The following is a 16486-nucleotide window of genomic DNA, read 5'->3' on the forward strand; positions in this document are numbered from 1 at the left end:
CTGCCCCTGCCGGATGTCCGTGTAAAAGTGTTCTCTGTGCGGCTTCGTGAGGAAACGCTTGTGGGAGAAGCTGTTACCAATGGGGACGGCGGGTACTCGATGGAGGTGAAGCGATCCGAGGCCCTGCGGGTTCGCCTGTTTGACGATTCGGGCGAGCTGGCGGCGTCCCCGGTCCGGTTCCCTACGCTGGCGGTCACGTTCTTGCCCTGAGACACGGCATTCACGGCGGCCTGGCTGAGCGGGGTGGCGGCGGTTTGCCCTTCGGCCTTGGCTGGCACCGCCGTCGATCTGTTGCTGCAGGTGGTCTTTCACCAGCTGGCCTGTGTAGGCCTCGCTGATCGCGCGCGACCAGCGACGCATCTCCTGCCCTACGTGCCCAACGGGAGCGGGATGCCAGAGCAAGGGAGAACAGGATGAGGATCTCCGAAATCATCTCGGTCGTTCACCCGGATGATGAAAGTGACGGTGAAAGAATGGCGGCGGAACGCTTACGAAGGCTGTTTGGGGAGGGTCCGCGATAGGAAAATGACAATTCTCAAGCCCTACATCACGGCATTCAGTCACGCCGCCGTCCAATGCGGGAAGGGAAATCCCAAGGGTGTGCACATACTCGTGTGTGAGACGTGGAACGGTCCACGCCCGTCCGCCGACATGCACGCTGCCCACAACAACGGAAAGCCTCTGGACAAACACCCTCCAAAACCTTCGCTGGGCCACGCCAGAAGAGAACGGTCATGGCAGGGGTCCGTCACGGGACAGCCCGTCGAGGCACCGCCGACCATAATGCGAAGCTGACGCAGGAAAAGGCCAGGGCTATCCGCGCTCAACTCCCGGGCACATGGGGAACGATCAATCGTCTGGTGCGGGAGTACGGCGTGACCAAATCGGCGATCACCAATATCCGCGACAACGTCACCTGGAGGGAGTAACGAAACCCTGTGACACCCCCTTCGAGCAGCGAAGTGGGGGCATGAGAGTCTGACCTGAATATAGGAGTGGCAATTTCGTGAGCGGGCGGAGCCCTGACAGGAAGGTGCTTAGCGCCTGATTTGAGTATTCCGGTCTAAGCGGCTCTGCCATTGGTCATGGGCGATATTCTCCACATTCTGGAACGCTTCGGTTCCATGACTTACACATTACTGGCGTCAATGCTCGCCTTCGCATTCGTGCTTCCCTCCGCGGCGAACTCTGCGGACCACTTTAGAGATTCCATTAATGGCATCTTCGGCGGGACTAAGCCGCGCCGCACACGGAAGTGTTTTGGACCGCAAAGCCGTCAGTCGGACTTCATGACATGGCTATCGCCCTTAGTTGGGATTGGTTCGGGACCCAGGTGGACGACTTCCAGATCTATTTGACGGCACCCGCTCGTCATGAGTTGATGGTAAATGCTGCGACTTTTGGTAACTTCTTGGGCCGCGTCGTTTACTCACTTTTGATTGCCAAGACGACATCATCACCGGTTCGCGCTCTTGCCGCCGTATTGATATGCACCGCCGTGTTGGCTGAATTGGGGGAACCAACTTGGCTGTTCCTCGTAGGAGCTTTGGCGCTGTCGGTCGGTGTGGCCGTTGCTACGGCCTTGGTTGAGCGCTTAGGGCTGTCATCAACGTGTGCTCTGAGCTGTCCACGGTGTCGTTGCGGAACCATTGGAAGGCTATTGCCAAGGTCCACGCTGATTCTGTTCCAGCAAGATCGCGAGAAACCGACATCGAACCTGTCACGGCGTTGGCTACGGCGGGAATCGAGCTACCTACGCGTCGCCTACTACGTCAACTTAACACAGGGAACAAGGAGCTGCCGACCGATCCGGAGAGCATGGTTCTTGAAGCTTGGCGGGTTCAAGCATTTCTCTCCGCACTCGCTCGGCTTGTCGCCGAAAACTGCACAGAAGCAGAGGCAGAGACTCGATTGCAGTCAGAGTGGGAAGCTGCCGCGCAGCGACTTCGACGCCCACTAACGATCGGGCTGCCCGGGGTATCACCGAAGCAACGGCGTCTGTACCAGGTGCAGCGCGAGGACACGACCGTCGAGGCCCCGGATCTCCCCTTAATCTCAGTTTGGCCTGCACATTACGAGGGAGCCTCCGACTCTGAGATTGAGTCCTCGGCCACCGCGCTATTGGTTGCGCATCAAGCCATCGCCGACGACTCCATGGGGATAATGATGCCTACCGTCCCCTCCGGCCGGCGTGTGGTTTTGCGGACTCCGAAGTCATGCGCCAGATCTGCCCCTTGGTAGACCCAGCGTGTCCAACCGGATCGCACTGAAGGCGATGTGCAACGATGTCCCCAATGCTCAGATCTGACTGAGCGCTCGATCCTTCAAATCATTTCGATCCATTGGGAGTACTCATCAATGGCAGCGTTCGCCGGTATTGCCTCGTTCGTCATAGCTCTCTATCTGAGCTACCAGATCTTTCCAGACCCGGGTACGGGCGACATGGGGTATGCGGGGGGACGATTCATCTTCACGGCTGCGGTGACCACCATCGTTTCAGTCGTGGCCACCAGAGTGAGCAAGAGTCATTGGGAAGCGGAACGACGGGAAACGGAACGTCGTGAGGTGGCACTGAGACGCGAAGCGGGTAAACGGGAGGCCGAACTGCTGAGCGAGATTGAGCGCCTGCGTGAGGCCAAGCAGCAGTTCGAGGTAGAGCGAGAAACCGCGAACGAGGCGGCGGTAGACCGTGATCATTCACTTGGGGAAGTGCCTGAAGAAGCTCGCGCTGCGGCTAGGCATTCTCCTGGCGATCTCGAATTGGCTGACGATGCAAGAACCGCGAACACGTTGGTTGCACAAAAGTCGGTGGCTCCGATCGGAGCATCTGAAGCGGACCAAGAGCAGGACACCAACGTCGCCGATGAGCGAGCCTGGATTCTTCGCCAGTATTCGTCGATCGACAGTGCCGTCGCTGGCCAACGCGCGTTCGCATCCCTGTCATTGATCAGCGAGGGCGCGGCCTCCGCGGGAGGACAGTGGGGCTTGCACGCTGCGGTACATCGATCAGAGGTAGTGGAATGGCTGTTGAATGGGGCCCCGATCAATGGAGTGGCACGGATCGAGTATGGCGACAACCTCGTGCACTGGGAGACGCCACTTCTCACCGCATTCATCGATGGACACCTAGAAGTGGCTGAGGCACTTATTGAGAACGGCGCCGACGTGGACGCACCGAACATGGTTAGGTTCCCCAACGGCAGTGGGTTCGCTCATACGAGCCTGCACATGCTTGCCCAGCGGGGCGACAACTCGGGCGTAGCTCGTTTGATTGAGGCAGGCGCAGACGTGAACCGGCGGACGACTCTCGGCACAACGCCGTTGCACTTCGCAGCCGGGGAGGACAACCCTGAGTTGGTTGAGATGCTCCTGAGGGCAGGAGCCAATCGCAACGTGCGAGAGTTTAACACTGATCAGCCGGGAAGCCTAGGAGATCTCCCAGTGGAGAAGGCGGGTCCGAGGACTCGGTCATTGCTTTGCTGACGGCGTCGCTGCGGCCGACCGACTCACGCTTCGTCGATATCTTGGAGCGGGTTCGCGTCGACGCTCCATTTACCTTCGCAGGAGCGGTCTTAGTGGACGGCGACCGCACAAAAAATACAGCAGAGCGGATTGAGACCGCTCTGTCTCACCTCACAAAGGAGCGGCATTCAGTGATGATCGCGGGGCCTGAACCGGCAACCGGGCCCACCGGTTCACGATGATCTGGTGGAACGCGACTTCACCGCCGCTGCCCCGAACCAGCTGTGGCTGACGGACATCACCGAGCACCCCACGGCCGAGGGGAAGCTCTACCTCTGCGCGGTGAAGGACGTCTATTCCGGAAGGATCGTCGGGTATTCGATGGACCCACGGATGAAGGCCTCGCTGGCGGTCACCGCGCTGGAGAACGCTGTGCGGGCACGCCGCCCTGCCGGAACGATTGTTCATTCGGATCGTGGCTCCCAGTTCCGGTCCCGCCGGTTCGTGGAATCGCTCCGGCACCACGGGCTCACCGGATCCATGGGAAGGGTCGGTGCGTGCGCGGACAATGCCGCGATGGAATCGGTCTTCTCGCTGCTGCAGAAGAACGTCCTGGATCGTCAGCGGTGGACCAGCAGACAGCAACTCCGGTTGGCCATCACGACCTGGATCGAAAGGACTTACCACCGCCGGCGGCGGCAGAGACGGCTGGGAAAACTCACGCCCATCGAATATGAAACAATCAACCGGACCGCGCTCACAGCGGCCTAAGACCCCGAGTCAACAAAAGCCGGGGCAGTCCCATCGGTTGGGCGGTTCGTTTCGAACTATTGTGGTTTTGGATATATCTGGTAGGAACACCTTTTCTCGGCGTTGCATACCTCCTGGTCCCTGCTCTCGTCGTCAGGGGTCGCCACTGACTCGAACGGCAATCGCGGGATTTCATTCCTTCCCGAGTCATGTAGAACCCCTCCGTCCTCGATAGGGGTAGGAGGCTTGTCCCCTCCCATCTCCTCAATGCAATACGCCCCCGCTTCGTTTCCGGCGGGCGTAGTGCAGGGCGCCGTTACCTACGGTCCGTGCTGCCGGTCGATTCGGTCCGGGAGAATTGTCTCATCAATGAAACGGGCAGCCACTCCTTCCAAGTTGAGGGCGGCATCCTCATGCACGATATTAGGTCCCCGAAGCCGTCCCGCTCGCCGTGCAAGGCGACGCTTCCTCCGCTGGCCCGAGAGCACCGAGTGGATGAGGGTCAGCGCTGGGGAGAACCAGGACACCCGGTCACTCAATCGCCCGGGCACCTGCGTCTTTCGCCCCCGTGCCATGTGGGATCTGGCGCACCTGCGTCTCACTCGGACGCACAGCGCGTCCCCTGTTTCACCTGCGTCTCTTGCTATCGCACCGTGCGTCGCGGATTCACCTGTCTTTCGCGCACGTTCACGGCTCGCTGTGCACTCACCTCCGCGTCTTATCCACGCGGATGATCGGCACTCGTTCCCCCGCTACAGGGCACTGGATCCTCTGGCCTCTCCTGCGTGCCCCCAGCTGGCGCTGCCCATGGTCGCCAAAATCCCCACCTGGGATCAGGCCTGAAGTCCGGGCCCATGAGTGCCGAGGCGTCGTCAAGAATTCCCAGCACACGGCCTCTCGTGAGGGTCCCAGAGCCAGTCACCCACGGCTACATGCCACGCCATTGCATCCGTGCGGCTTGGATCAAAAATCGGGACCTCATTGCGAAGGGCCAGGCCCCACGCACTGGTGAGCGCTGCCCGAGAATCAGGCAGAAGGGACAGAGTATTTGGAGCTGCGTCGACTTGCTCCGAACCTCTCACCGTTATTAGCAAAACTGGGTTTGAGCCCTTGGGCCGCTGGGCATCACCCTAGCGAGAACTCTGACCTCGCAGGCCCGGCAACAAAGATCCCGGACAATAGTTCGGTTTAGAACTACGACAACCGGTACTTCAACGAAGGTGCCAGCCGGGGCGCCTCACACGCTTGCGAGACGTCGGCCATTTACGGCTCGCGAGGCCTATGTCCGCAAGTAGGCTTCGCGACAGGCCCGGCACGCTGAAATCCGGTTACTCCGGGTTCTCGGCCTGCAGCTTTTTCCGCTTGTGCCTGAGCAGATGCCAGCCAAGGGCGGCGACGAGGGCTGAGCCCACGAAACCGGCACTACCCCAGCCGGTGACTCTTCGCCCACGCCGGCAGCCTCCCTGGGGTCGCATACGCTGCGTCGACAGTTGCATGTGTGACACTTAGAAGCGCAGACGGCTCGTTGGTGCCGGCCAACCAATACGGTTGTCGCATATTCTCCGCACAGGTCTGCCGCGTGTCCTTTCTGCGGTATCGCTGCCACCCCGGTGGGTGCTGGTCGGCAGTCGGTCCGGCCCCATCAATGCCGTCTCGACTGGGAGGACAAGATGCTTGGCCGGGAATCGTGTTCGTGTGCGTAATCGGCCTTTCCCAGGTTCAGCGCCTTGATGCCTAGGATGCCCGTGGCTGGTGGGCGACCGTTACCACGTCTGGCCCTGGGATCTCCCTGGGTAGTAACGCATCAGTAACGCGGGGTTGAGTAACCTCTCTTCATGCCGCGTATTCACGGGACCGATGCACCGGTAAGCCGCTAAATGAAGCGAAGGAGTTACGCCCACGCCTGGTGAATTGAGATTGCCTCGATAAAACGGTTTCCTTAGCAAGGAGGGCGGGGCGATGGAGGCCCGTGCAGCAGCCAAAAAAGGCATGCTCGTTTACGTCCCAAGCATTAACTGGCGTCCGAGCCATAGCCAAGAGCTACTAGATCGCTTGGAAGATGATGGTTGGCAGGTACATATCTTCGAGCACAACAAGCGGACCTACAGCCTCTACCGAGCTGAAGACCTGGTGCAAAAGTTGTGTGTTCACATGCGTGCTTGGTCAGGCGAGAACCATGGTGACGACCGCCCAGGAAACATAGTCATGGTGGGCCATAGTCTAGGCGGGCTACTAGTCCGTGATGCACTCATGTCTGATGATGACGATGCCAGTATTGCGCAGCGTGGGATGTTGCCCGGTGCAACGCCTTGGACTGATCGAGTTTCAAGAGTGGTTCTAATAGCGAGTCCCAATGCCGGATACGATTTTCATTCCGAACCGTGGTTTCGGAAGTGGTTGTACGTACTCGCTTCACTTTTCGGTCAGTTCATGGTTGAACAATTCGAGATGGGCTCACCATATATGACGGAATTGCGTCTGCGATGGTACAAATACATGGTGCGACGAAGCGGCGATGATAACAACCGGTCACGTAGAGCCATCCGACTAGTGCAAGTGTTCGGCGATGAGGATAGGCTTGTTTCTTCCCGAGCCAATGAGGTTGATCCGACTGTTTTGACCAATGCCGCTGTGATTACTATTCCGGGAGCAAGTCACGGTAACATAATCAAGCTAAAATCTGCTGACTCTCATGACCGCTACGAGCTTTTATACAATGCCGTCAATGGTGATTTTCGCAATATGGCGATTCCTGCGACTCCGGAGGCGCAGGAGCCGGTTGTGTTCATACTGCACGGTGCGCGTTCGTCCAGTTACGGGAATTGGGTATCCGGGAGTGCCAGGTTGCTAAAAAATCCCGCGCCCGGGCACGACAGAACTTGGATGAAGGCGACTATTGTCACGGAATCCTACGGATACTTTGGTATTTTCAACTTTGTTAATCCATGGATTCGCCGAAGGAACGCGCGCCGCCTCCTACTGTCGTATGGCGAAAAGTTTATAACCCACAACCCGAATAATATGTATTTTCTTGGCCACAGCAATGGCACTTACATGCTCGGACGATGCTTGGAAAAGGTCCCCAGCATGCGCTTTCGACGAATTTATCTGGCTGCCACTGTACTGCCCAAAGAATATGAATGGAAAAAGATATTTGCCCGGCAGCAGGTGGGCCATTTTTCCAGTGGTAAATGGGTGAATGGAGACGTACATTGTGACAGGGGACGTCACGATGTACCTGTTGGATGGCTCTGCTCCATACTTCATGGACTCACCAAGGATATCGGGACTGGCGGGTTCGAGGGATTCTTAGAGTCGCCGCAGGGTCTGAAGGAACATAACTACGGTTACGCGGGCGGCCATAGCAGCATGCTCTTACCTAAAGTGAGTGCCGGGGAGCGGTCGGCGGCGACGGAACGTCGTTTGACCGAGATAGCGGCTTTTATTCGACATGGTCACGATCACACCGAACCAACATCGGGACCACCAAACGTGTTGTTCGCATTGGCCAGCAGAGTGCTGGGCGAAGTGTCCCAACCGTGGAGCCTGGCTTTTTTAGTCGTCATTGCGCTGAGCATCAGCTCGGGAGCCGCTTGGTATCTTCCTGTTGTGCTGGCCTCCGTTTACGCGGTAGTTACGCTGGCACGAGCAGCATAGCGGAATGATGCTCTGACCGTGCTTCGCCATTCGATGGTTGTGGCTCGCCTGATTTAGTTTGAAGTTTTTCAGAACGGTGGTGACGGCCGGTCGTCCCGCTAAGGCGGAGTGACCTTGGATCCGGGGCAGGGGTCCGTCCGCCAAGCAATCTCTTCAGATGACCAGATATGCCATCCGCCGAGAGGTTTTCCCTGTATCTCGTCATCCGACGCCGCCCGCATCGGGCAGAAAGTTGGCCCCTGGAATGCGGCATGTGTGGATGGAAGTGCTGTTCCACCTGGCCTCACTCTTCAAACGATCGGCGGTGCGAGCTTTCTTCCAATGTGCAGTGACTGTCGCTTCTGCGTTCAGGCCGGTGAGCAAGGAAGCCGTCAAAAGGTCATGCGGTCTGTCGTCTGCCTGCGTGGTCAACCATCGCTTGCAGTGTCCTTTTCACTGGCATTTTTAGCGATGATTCGTCAACCGCTTCGCGGCAAGCGTCGACGGTCCAGTAGGGACCGTTGGTTCTTCAACCCAGCGGCGGGCTCCATGGAGGGCCCTGATAGTCACTATGTCCCGTCGCAGTGTGGATGTTCCGCGGCGGGATGTATCTGACAGCTTGACTCCAATCGATGTACTGCCCCGTGCCCGCGCTCCCGGAAGATGGGGGCGCACGATGCGTTAGCGCGCGCTGCGTAGGGAATGAGGTGATGCACCGGAGCGGCCGTTCTCAGCAGATCAACCGAGCGGCCCGTACCCCGCAAGAAGGCTTCAGAGACGTTTCATTGACGTTCGGAGCCGACAGAGCTCCTGCAGGTGCCGCCTAATGCACCGTTGTCAAAATTTCGGCGTCTATAGCCTGTCTGGGCCTGTTCCCGGGCTGAGCCGCGGGGAGAGCTTTGCTCCGCGGCGTGGACTTGAGGAATGCCAACGGTTTGTCCTCTTCAGCGGAAACGTGTCAACGAGGGGCTGGCACTCCCGGCAGGGTGGCTTGGAGCGGGAGAAGCCGAGCTGATGGCCCCATGCCGCTTGGGCGGCGCAGGGGGAGCAGAGGCCCAAGCTTCCATAGTGCTTCTTGATGGAATCAAATGTGCTGGCTTGCCGAAGGGTCTCGACCCTCTTTCCCTTGGCTGGCCGGGGCGCGTTGTCGAGCATAGTTTTCCCCTCTTAGGACGATTGATCGCGGGCATGGATGACTGGTGCACCGCAGGAAAGTTGTTGAGTTACGCGGAGCTTGCTCCGCCCTCCGGGCTGCGGCGGCGCTCCAATTTCCTGGACCAGCGCTAGCTGGCCAGAACCAGTGCGGCCTCCTTCTGCCGTATCTTTGACGCCGGTGATGTCCTTGCCCCAAGGCAAGGTCATCGACTTCCTTGACCAGGTAATCGTTGGCCCGGACCGGATGTATGGCTCCTCGTCGGTCAAAATGGTTCCTTGCCCGAAGGCAAGTCCACCCGCGCCCTTCAGGGCGGCCGCATCAACTCCGGTGTTAGGGCATCGTTCTGCTGAGGTAGAACAGACCATGGGGTAGTTAGGCGCGGCATTTATCGATGACGGTGTCCGCCGCCCTTTGGGGGGCGTCGGCCATGAGGTAGGGCCATGAGGTAGTTGGAGATGAGGTAGATCATTGGGGTAGTTAGGTGCCGGCTTTGTCGCGGTTCGGGGAGCCGCATTTCCGGGGTACCCAATGAGTGACATTCTCTGGGTACCCCGGCGTTACTGCTGTGTGGGATTGAGGAGTTCGTCTACAGACGTCCGGCTTCGATGTCGTCGACGATGTCCTTTATCCACGGGGGCGGCTCCGAGGCTTCTTCGGCAGGACTCTGTATAGACACGTCTTCCCCGGTGGGAACCGTTATGGTGTACAGGATCGACGTGTTAGTACGCCGAACCTTGCGCAAGTAACCCCTCGACTCGGCCGTACCGGTGTGCTTGGAAACCACCGCCTCGGACAACCCCACAGCCTCCGCAAGGGTCTTCACCGAGGGCCATGCCTCACCCGTGTAGTTGTCAGCGAAGGTAGCCAGGGCCCAGCACGTGGCGCGGACGCCCGACGGAAGACCGGACTTCGCAATGGCATTGGCATACTGCAAAGGCTGCGCCTTCTGGCGCGGAACTGTGCTCACAGTTCTCCCTCCGGAATCAGCAGCGTCCAACCGTACCGGCGGCGGCCAACACCGTCGTAGAAATTGCGGTCAATGTATCCTTTCGACTGGAGTTCGGACATGATCTCCAATGACGTGAGATCCCGCCTCTCCCGCCCAAGCGAGGCATTAATCCGCTGCCAGTCCGTAAAGGACGCGCGCCCGATGCCAACGGAAAGGGCCATCACCTTCGCCACCCCGAGCGTCTCAGGCGGGAGGCTGACGTCGCTGGCGATTGCCTCGAGCCAGCGATCCAAGAAAGGGTTCCGCGCCGCGAACGCGGAGTTGCTGCCGCCGTGATCGTTGGACGTCGGCGGCTCACCTGCCTGCTTCACAGGAACCGCCTCAGGCGCCGGTTCGGTCAACTGGGTCATTAGTTACCTCCATTTTTTGGGTCAAAAAGGGCACGACACGGGCAGGAATTGCCCTGTCGGGTCTGAAACGAGATGATCGAGCGGTGAGCTACCCTGGTCCGGCGACGAGGCTGGTGGCGGAAACTAAACCGCGTCCCGGCTGGCTCATCCCGGCCCGGGTGGACCTATCCACCCCATGCCACCGCAGGGGCGGGCTGGACTCTTTCGTTTGGCTACTGGCAGCGCTCAGGGCACCTAAGGACGTTGCCAGTAGCCAAGAGGCGTCCTTGGTGCCATGCGCCGTACCGTTGTCAGATATTCGCCGCACACGGCCGCTACTGCCCAGCAAGTGGCGTGGACGGCCCGAGGGAATACAAGCGTTGGCCACGGCCGTCGGATACTACAAGGCTGGGGACGGCAAACTGGGAGCGGAAATCCTTACTCCTTTATCCCGGAAGCGTCAGCAGCCATCCGTGCGAGTGGGCACCCCCGTTACCCAGATAGCCGGCAGACTGAAGCTCCGAAATGCTGTCGAGTACTGCCAGATTCGTCCGTTCCCGGCGGAGCGAAACGTTCAAGCTCTGCCAATCGGTGGGCGCGACGTTCCCGCGCCCCATGGCGCAGGCAATGGCCGACGCAACCAACCAAGCCCCGCGGCTCACTGCCTTATCCTTGATGACGGCCCGTAGCCAGTCGTCCCTGTATGCGTTCATCGCGGCGGTCACAGAGCCTCCGCCCCGGCAATGCCGCAGAGGAGCGGCCGTGTGATAGCGCCCCCGGTCTGCCGGGTAAAGATCCGGTCCGATATCATCCGGTGCAACTCGGGGCGGGGACGCAACTGGTGCGCTGTAATGCATGTGTACATGGATTTCCTTCATTGATGGTTGCCAAATAAGGCATGAATGTGAGTTGACATGGACGGCCAGACTTGGCTTGGAAGATGCACGAACTAAGCGAGGTGTGATTTACCGGAAGCCATTGGGCCTGGCGCACCATGGATCCGGGTTGGGGAAGCTATCGGGTCGCCCACTGCTGGCGGGGCCCAGCTGATGACATCGACACGCAGGTAACGAGCTTGAGAACCAAACTTGGAAGCCTGGCCTTCGGAAAATTCGAGCAAAGGTGGCAATCGCCCAGCAGGTCGCCTTGACTCCCCGACGGCAGATTGGACTCCCGAACGGCTACCGCGTACTGCAAAGGACGCGAGGGCTGGCTCGGTACCTAGCTCACCGTTCCCCGTCCGGAATAAGCAGCAACCAGCCGTAGACGAATCGGTCGTCAGCATCCCGGTCGAGGTATCCGCCCAACTCGAGTTCTGACATGGTCTCGAACACCGCGAGATCCCTCCTGTTGCGCCCGAGAGCGGCGTTGATCCGTTGCCAGTCCGTGAAGGCCACGCGGCCGATGCCGGCGGACCGGGCCATGACAGTTGCCACGGCAAGCGCTTCGAACGGCAGACTGCCGTCGCTGGCGATGACGTGGAGCCAGCGGACCAGGAACAGGTTCATCGAGTTGATCGCTGCGAACGCGGGGCTGTGGGCGATCTCTGCGGCGGTCGGTGGCTCGCCCGTCTGCTTCGCAGGAACGGCCTCAGATGATGACTTATCTATCAACTGGCTCATTGGTACCTCCATTTTTGGGTCAAAAAGGGCACGACAAAGGCAGGAAAGTGCCTGGTCGGTTTGTAGCGAGATGATCGGGCGGATGCGCTGCTACCGCCGTTAGTGGGACATACGGTCCCAGGCTGGCTCACTGCACAGGCAGTGGGTTGGCGCAGTGGCCGTCATTCAGTCGAGCCGTTCCGGCTTGCCATGAGTGCGGTGACCATCACCGACTTCCGGCAGGTGGTAGTCCGGCGGCGGCACGTAAGCCGTCCTCTCCTTACCGGGTGATCTCCTGCTGTCGCATCCATTCCTCGACATCGGAGAGGCGGTAGACAATCTTTGATCCAACGCGCAAGCGCTTCGGGCCGTCAGTGAGGTGGGTGGCAAGGAATTTCTCGCTCATACCCATGAACGCCGCCGTGGTGCGGCGGTCCATGTAGAGAGACTGGGAAATCTGCTGGGCCTTTTCAACAGTGGCTGCGATGTGAACGGGGGGACGGGACAAAGAAACTCCTTGTGGCGGGGGCCGGTTGGCTGAAAGGCCGACCGGCGGCGAGATTCGTGTTGAGCGGACAACGAGGGGCGGTTGTTGGGGAATGTGACGGATTCAGTAAAAGGGGGACCGCTAGCGCCGCAAGGGCCCTTGAACAGATTCGCGGTAGCTCCGGGATCTGCAGAGGGTTTAGGAGAGGTCCTCATGTATCTATTCTGGTCGGCTGCGCGCTCTCAAATGAAAGGCAAGGAACCGCAAAATGTCCGCTTTTCGCCTGTTAGGCTGCGCGGGTTGCGGCCCCTCGGACGGCCGCGCCCTATGCTCGCGAATGCACGACTTTTTGGCTACAGTTGCGGTATGGCAATCAACAGGCTTCCCAACGGGATGTACCAGCATGACTACAGGGTGGATGAACAACGCCGCTACAAGCGGTTCCGCACGAAGGCTGAAGCCCAGGCCCACGAGCTGGAGATCCGGATTGCCAAAGCAGGTGGAACGCTGATGGACACCCGTAAGGGTGGCAAGATCAGATTCCACGACCTCTACCTGGAGTGGGTAGGGCGCATCGAACGCGTGGGGGCGAGGGGTGCCCGCCCCGCATCCCCTGTGACAGTGGCAGGCTACAGGCGCATTTATGAATCGCACATGCGTCGCCACTTCGAGAACCGGGCCCTCGCGACTGTAACCCTGACCGTGATCAATGAATGGTTGAAGACATTCTCCAGCGACGACGCCCGGCGACGGGCTTACCGTCAACTCGGCCGGATGCTTCAATTCGCCGTTGACTCCGGCTACATCGCTGCTAACCCTGCGCGGAACGCGACGATTAACAACGTGCCCACACCTTCGCCCACGCGGGAACCAGCCGCCTTGACTGCCCCGCAACTTAAAACGCTTGCAGAGCAGGCCGCAGGAGGTGGCCGATACGCGGGGAGGTCACACGACGCCTACGGGCTCATGATCCTATTTGCTGGCACTACGGGGCTGAGGTGGTCTGAGATCTCCGGACTCAAGGTTGACGCTCTCACGCTCGGCGACAGTCCAGAGGCTGTAGTCCGAACAACCCTCGTGCCCGTGGATGGGCGGTTGGAGTTCAGGACGACGACCAAGGGGCGAAAGCCCCGCGTCGTGCCGATTCCTCCCTCTGTTGCGGTGGAGCTTGAGGCGCACGTCAAGGGCAAGCCCGCCAAAGCCCTGGTCTTTACGTCGCCGTCAGGTGCGGAGCTGAGATCGTCCAACTTTGCACGTCGCGTATTCCATCCGGCGGTAAAGCGATGTCAAGCGTTGGACCCAACGTTTCCAGAGATCGTGTTCCATGACCTGCGGCGCACTGCCGTGACATTGGCGATCAGCACCGGAACCAACCCTAAAATGGCCCAGCTACTTGCGGGCCACAGTTCGGCCGTGACCACGATGGATGTTTACGCTCAACTATTCGCTCATGATGGGCAGTCGTCGGCGCGGGCCGTCGATGCCCTGCTGACCGCCCCCGCCGCAGCCAAGTGAGTGGCCACGGAAAATAGGGGCTACAAAATGGCTGTGCCGTAACCAGTGATCCTTGTGTTATAAAGGGATTACCGCACGACTCATAATCGTGAGGTCGGGAGATCGAGCCTCCCCACCGCTACCAAGAGGGCAGGTCAGAGGCTTTGAGCCCCTGACCTGCTTTTGTTTTAAGGACCGGATCAAACAGCTCGTTACTTCGGGCAGCGCAGGTCCGGGTTGTAGGCTGCGAACATGCCGGCCGGGTTGTCCCTCCATACCCAAGCGTGGAGTGCCCAGGATTTGGGGAACGGACCCGTCTCGAACTTGACACCGGCAATCGAAGGCTTCTTGGCTGCCGTCGATATGAATTCAACGGCTACCAGCCTGTACCGCCCATACTTATTCGGCATGTATACGAGAACCTCAGGCTTTCGGGCCTGGGTCTTGTTATCGATCAGATCCTGCTTCGCGTAGTGGTAGCCCATTGCCCCCACGCCGGGCTTTTCGATGCATCCAGTGATTCGCTTGTAGCCGTCCTTCTCCGCGTTCTCCAGCCAGCGATAGTCGTCGGTCACGTGGCGCAGGATCCTGACCAGCCGGCGCTGATCGTCATTGTCCCGCCAGTCGTCGCTGCGGTCCGAGCCCCCGTGCCCGGATCCTCCATGCGCGACCGCGGTTCCGGGAGCAAGTCCCATGGCAAGGACGGCAGCGGTGGCCATCGATAGGAGCCCGGTCTTGGTGCGATTCATCGTTGATCTTCTACCCCTCTGAGACCAATCTGTTCTGTTTGTGGGATGCGAAGCGTGGGAAGGGAGTCCCGCCACCTTCGCCAAGAGGCCGGCAGATTTCCCCGCGAACTGCCGGCGGATGGGCCGCTCGGACTGTTTGATCGTCCATCGACTTGAGCGGCGTATCCAGTATGCTCCTACTCCAAAACGCGGCGCTACGCTACGGGCGGGTAGTAGGGGTTGTGGGGGTGGGATATCGAGCCTCCCACCGCTACAGGCTAAGCCCCCGGGAACCACGCGCGCTTCGGGGGGTCTATCTCCAGACAGGGCAGCATGCTTTCACGCCACGGGGCAGTGACAAGCGCCGCTTTTCGCCGTAGCTTTGGCAGCACCTGGCGATGGGGATATCGGTGGACTTCTTCGAAACAATCTTGGTTCCGTTCAAGTGGCTGGTGTCCGCCGTCATGGTTTGGTTCCACGATGTCTTGAGCAGCGTCGGCATGCCGGCTGCGAACGGCTGGACGTGGACGGTGTCCATCATCGGGCTGGTGGTGATCATCCGTGCCGCATTGATCCCGGTGTTCCTGAGGCAGGTCAACGCCCAGCGCCGGATGCGGCTCCTCCAGCCGGACCTGAAGAAGCTGCAGGACAAGTACAAGGGCAAGACCGATCAGCTCTCCCGGCAGGCTATGGCGCAGGAGCAGATGGCACTGTACAGGGAACACGGCACCAATCCTCTCTCCGCCTGCCTGCCCATGCTGATCCAGGTGCCGTTCTTCTTCGCCCTCTTCCAGGTTCCTCTCCGGAATTACTTCTGCGGCCGGGCGAGGCCAGGGCATCGGCGCAATGAGTCACGAGCAGGTGGTGCAGTTCGACCAGTCGAGCATTTTGGGTGCCGGCCTGTCAGCGTCGGTGCTGCATGGCGGTCCAGGTGAGCCGGCGGCGGTGGCGGTCCTGACTGTCCTGATGATCCTGGCCATGACGGCCTCGCAGTTCATCACGCAGAGGCGGATCATTGCCAGGAGCATGCCTGAGGAAACCTCGGACAACCCCTTGATGCGACAGCAGAAGATGATCCTCTATGTCCTGCCGCTCATCTTCGGCGTTGGCGGCATCCTGTTCCCCATCGGCGTCCTGATCTACTGGACTACCACTAACCTCTGGACCTTGGCACAACAGTTCTTCATCAAGTGAGGGTTAGGCGGCGCCTATCCAACGGCGCACGACGGCGGCACAATGGGCGCATGGGCCAGCTCATTTACACAGGCATCGCGTCCCTCGACGGGTACATGGCGGACCGGGACGGCAACTTCAGCTGGAGCGAGCCGGACGAGGAAGTACACACCTTCGTCAATGATCTCGAACGCGATGTTGGCACCTACCTTTTCGGCCGCCGCATGTACCAGGTCATGGCTGTGTGGGAAACCTTCGATACGCCCGACCTGCCGGACTATATCCGGGACTACGCCCGGATCTGGCAGTGGGCAGACAAAGTTGTCTACTCCTCCTCGCTCGCCACCGTCAACACAGCGCGGACCAGGATCGAACGGACATTCGACGCCGACGCAGTCCGCATGCTGAAGGACGGCACAGACAAAAACATCGGCATCGGCGGCCCCACACTCGCAGCGGCCGCCCTGCAGGCCGGGCTCGTGGACAAGTGCCAGCTGTTCGTCAACCCGGTGGCGGTGGGAGGCGGCTTACGGTACCTGCCCGACGGCCTGAACCTGCGGCTTGAACTCCTCGAAGAGCGCCGGTTCGGAAACGGCGTGGTCTACCTTAGCTACCGAACCCTCGCCTGACAGCGTCCGAGGGTGTTGGGGGGCAGAATGGG

At 59.9% G+C, this 16486-nt stretch carries 11 protein-coding genes, 1 tRNA gene and 2 pseudogenes; 9 read left to right on the forward strand and 5 right to left on the reverse strand.

The window, feature by feature from the left end; genetic code table 11:
• The first annotated feature begins 60 nt into the window (after positions 1-60).
• From J2808_RS01005 to J2808_RS01025, 5 genes and pseudogenes are all read left to right on the forward strand, one after another.
• A complete protein-coding gene (locus tag J2808_RS01005; RefSeq protein WP_309810328.1) occupies positions 61-210 on the forward strand; it encodes a hypothetical protein in 150 nt (49 codons plus the stop codon).
• A 524-nt stretch (positions 211-734) separates the two neighbouring features.
• Positions 735-929 (forward strand): hypothetical protein, encoded by a 195-nt coding sequence (locus J2808_RS01010; protein ID WP_309810331.1) that lies wholly within the window; start codon positions 735-737, stop codon positions 927-929.
• 1429 nt (positions 930-2358) lie between these two features.
• A complete protein-coding gene (locus J2808_RS01015; RefSeq protein ID WP_309810334.1) occupies positions 2359-3483 on the forward strand; it encodes an ankyrin repeat domain-containing protein in 1125 nt (374 codons plus the stop codon).
• A gap of 180 nt (positions 3484-3663) precedes the next feature.
• Positions 3664-4233: pseudogene (locus J2808_RS01020) on the forward strand (IS3 family transposase); the annotation flags it as partial.
• Positions 4234-6171: 1938 nt separating this feature from the next.
• Positions 6172-7869: an esterase/lipase family protein gene (locus J2808_RS01025; protein ID WP_309810337.1), complete on the forward strand. Its 1698-nt coding sequence runs from the start codon at positions 6172-6174 to the stop codon at positions 7867-7869.
• 1721 nt (positions 7870-9590) lie between these two features.
• Here the strand turns inward: J2808_RS01025 and J2808_RS01030 are convergent.
• From J2808_RS01030 to J2808_RS01045, 4 genes are all read right to left on the reverse strand, one after another.
• Positions 9591-9971 (reverse strand): helix-turn-helix domain-containing protein, encoded by a 381-nt coding sequence (locus J2808_RS01030; RefSeq protein ID WP_309810342.1) that lies wholly within the window; start codon positions 9969-9971, stop codon positions 9591-9593.
• The gene (locus J2808_RS01035; protein ID WP_309810344.1) at positions 9968-10363 is read right to left on the reverse strand and encodes a hypothetical protein; all 396 of its coding nucleotides are present in this window, start codon (positions 10361-10363) and stop codon (positions 9968-9970) included. The genes J2808_RS01030 and J2808_RS01035 overlap by 4 nt, the downstream gene beginning before the upstream one ends.
• Positions 10364-11568: 1205 nt before the next feature.
• Complete coding sequence (locus J2808_RS01040) at positions 11569-11964, reverse strand: hypothetical protein (RefSeq protein ID WP_309810347.1); 396 nt, start codon at positions 11962-11964, stop codon at positions 11569-11571.
• A gap of 259 nt (positions 11965-12223) precedes the next feature.
• Positions 12224-12451 carry a helix-turn-helix transcriptional regulator gene (locus tag J2808_RS01045; protein ID WP_309810349.1) on the reverse strand — a complete coding sequence of 76 codons (228 nt, stop codon included), beginning with the start codon at positions 12449-12451 and terminating at the stop codon, positions 12224-12226.
• Between the two features lie 345 nt (positions 12452-12796).
• Between J2808_RS01045 and J2808_RS01050 the strand changes: the two genes are divergently transcribed.
• Both J2808_RS01050 and J2808_RS01055 read left to right on the forward strand, forming a co-directional pair.
• Positions 12797-13945 carry a tyrosine-type recombinase/integrase gene (locus J2808_RS01050; RefSeq protein WP_309810352.1) on the forward strand — a complete coding sequence of 383 codons (1149 nt, stop codon included), beginning with the start codon at positions 12797-12799 and terminating at the stop codon, positions 13943-13945.
• Between the two features lie 29 nt (positions 13946-13974).
• Positions 13975-14069: transfer RNA gene (locus J2808_RS01055), tRNA-Met, on the forward strand.
• A gap of 67 nt (positions 14070-14136) precedes the next feature.
• Here the strand turns inward: J2808_RS01055 and J2808_RS01060 are convergent.
• Positions 14137-14673, reverse strand: coding sequence for a hypothetical protein (locus J2808_RS01060; protein ID WP_309810354.1), 537 nt, complete (start codon positions 14671-14673; stop codon positions 14137-14139).
• Between the two features lie 389 nt (positions 14674-15062).
• On the opposite strand from J2808_RS01060, the pseudogene yidC reads away from it, so the two are divergent.
• Together yidC and J2808_RS01070 are read left to right on the forward strand one after the other, a co-directional pair.
• Positions 15063-15840, forward strand: a pseudogene (yidC, locus tag J2808_RS01065) (membrane protein insertase YidC); the annotation flags it as partial.
• A gap of 56 nt (positions 15841-15896) precedes the next feature.
• The gene (locus J2808_RS01070; RefSeq protein WP_309810357.1) at positions 15897-16454 is read left to right on the forward strand and encodes a dihydrofolate reductase family protein; all 558 of its coding nucleotides are present in this window, start codon (positions 15897-15899) and stop codon (positions 16452-16454) included.
• Positions 16455-16486 lie beyond the last annotated feature (32 nt).

This window comes from Pseudarthrobacter sulfonivorans (assembly GCF_031454915.1).
Taxonomy (GTDB): Bacteria; Actinomycetota; Actinomycetes; order Actinomycetales; family Micrococcaceae; genus Arthrobacter; species Arthrobacter sulfonivorans_C.

Bases quoted from the DNA above. Each gene is read 5' to 3' on its own strand.
- J2808_RS01040 (WP_309810347.1), bottom strand. From the start codon at position 11,964: ATGAGCCAGTTGATAGATAAGTCATCATCTGAGGCCGTTCCTGCGAAG.
- J2808_RS01035 (WP_309810344.1), bottom strand. From the start codon at position 10,363: ATGACCCAGTTGACCGAACCGGCGCCTGAGGCGGTTCCTGTGAAGCAG.
- J2808_RS01015 (WP_309810334.1), top strand. From the start codon at position 2,359: ATGGCAGCGTTCGCCGGTATTGCCTCGTTCGTCATAGCTCTCTATCTG.
- J2808_RS01010 (WP_309810331.1), top strand. From the start codon at position 735: ATGGCAGGGGTCCGTCACGGGACAGCCCGTCGAGGCACCGCCGACCAT.
- J2808_RS01025 (WP_309810337.1), top strand. From the start codon at position 6,172: ATGGAGGCCCGTGCAGCAGCCAAAAAAGGCATGCTCGTTTACGTCCCA.
- J2808_RS01050 (WP_309810352.1), top strand. From the start codon at position 12,797: ATGGCAATCAACAGGCTTCCCAACGGGATGTACCAGCATGACTACAGG.
- J2808_RS01060 (WP_309810354.1), bottom strand. From the start codon at position 14,673: ATGAATCGCACCAAGACCGGGCTCCTATCGATGGCCACCGCTGCCGTC.
- J2808_RS01070 (WP_309810357.1), top strand. From the start codon at position 15,897: ATGGGCCAGCTCATTTACACAGGCATCGCGTCCCTCGACGGGTACATG.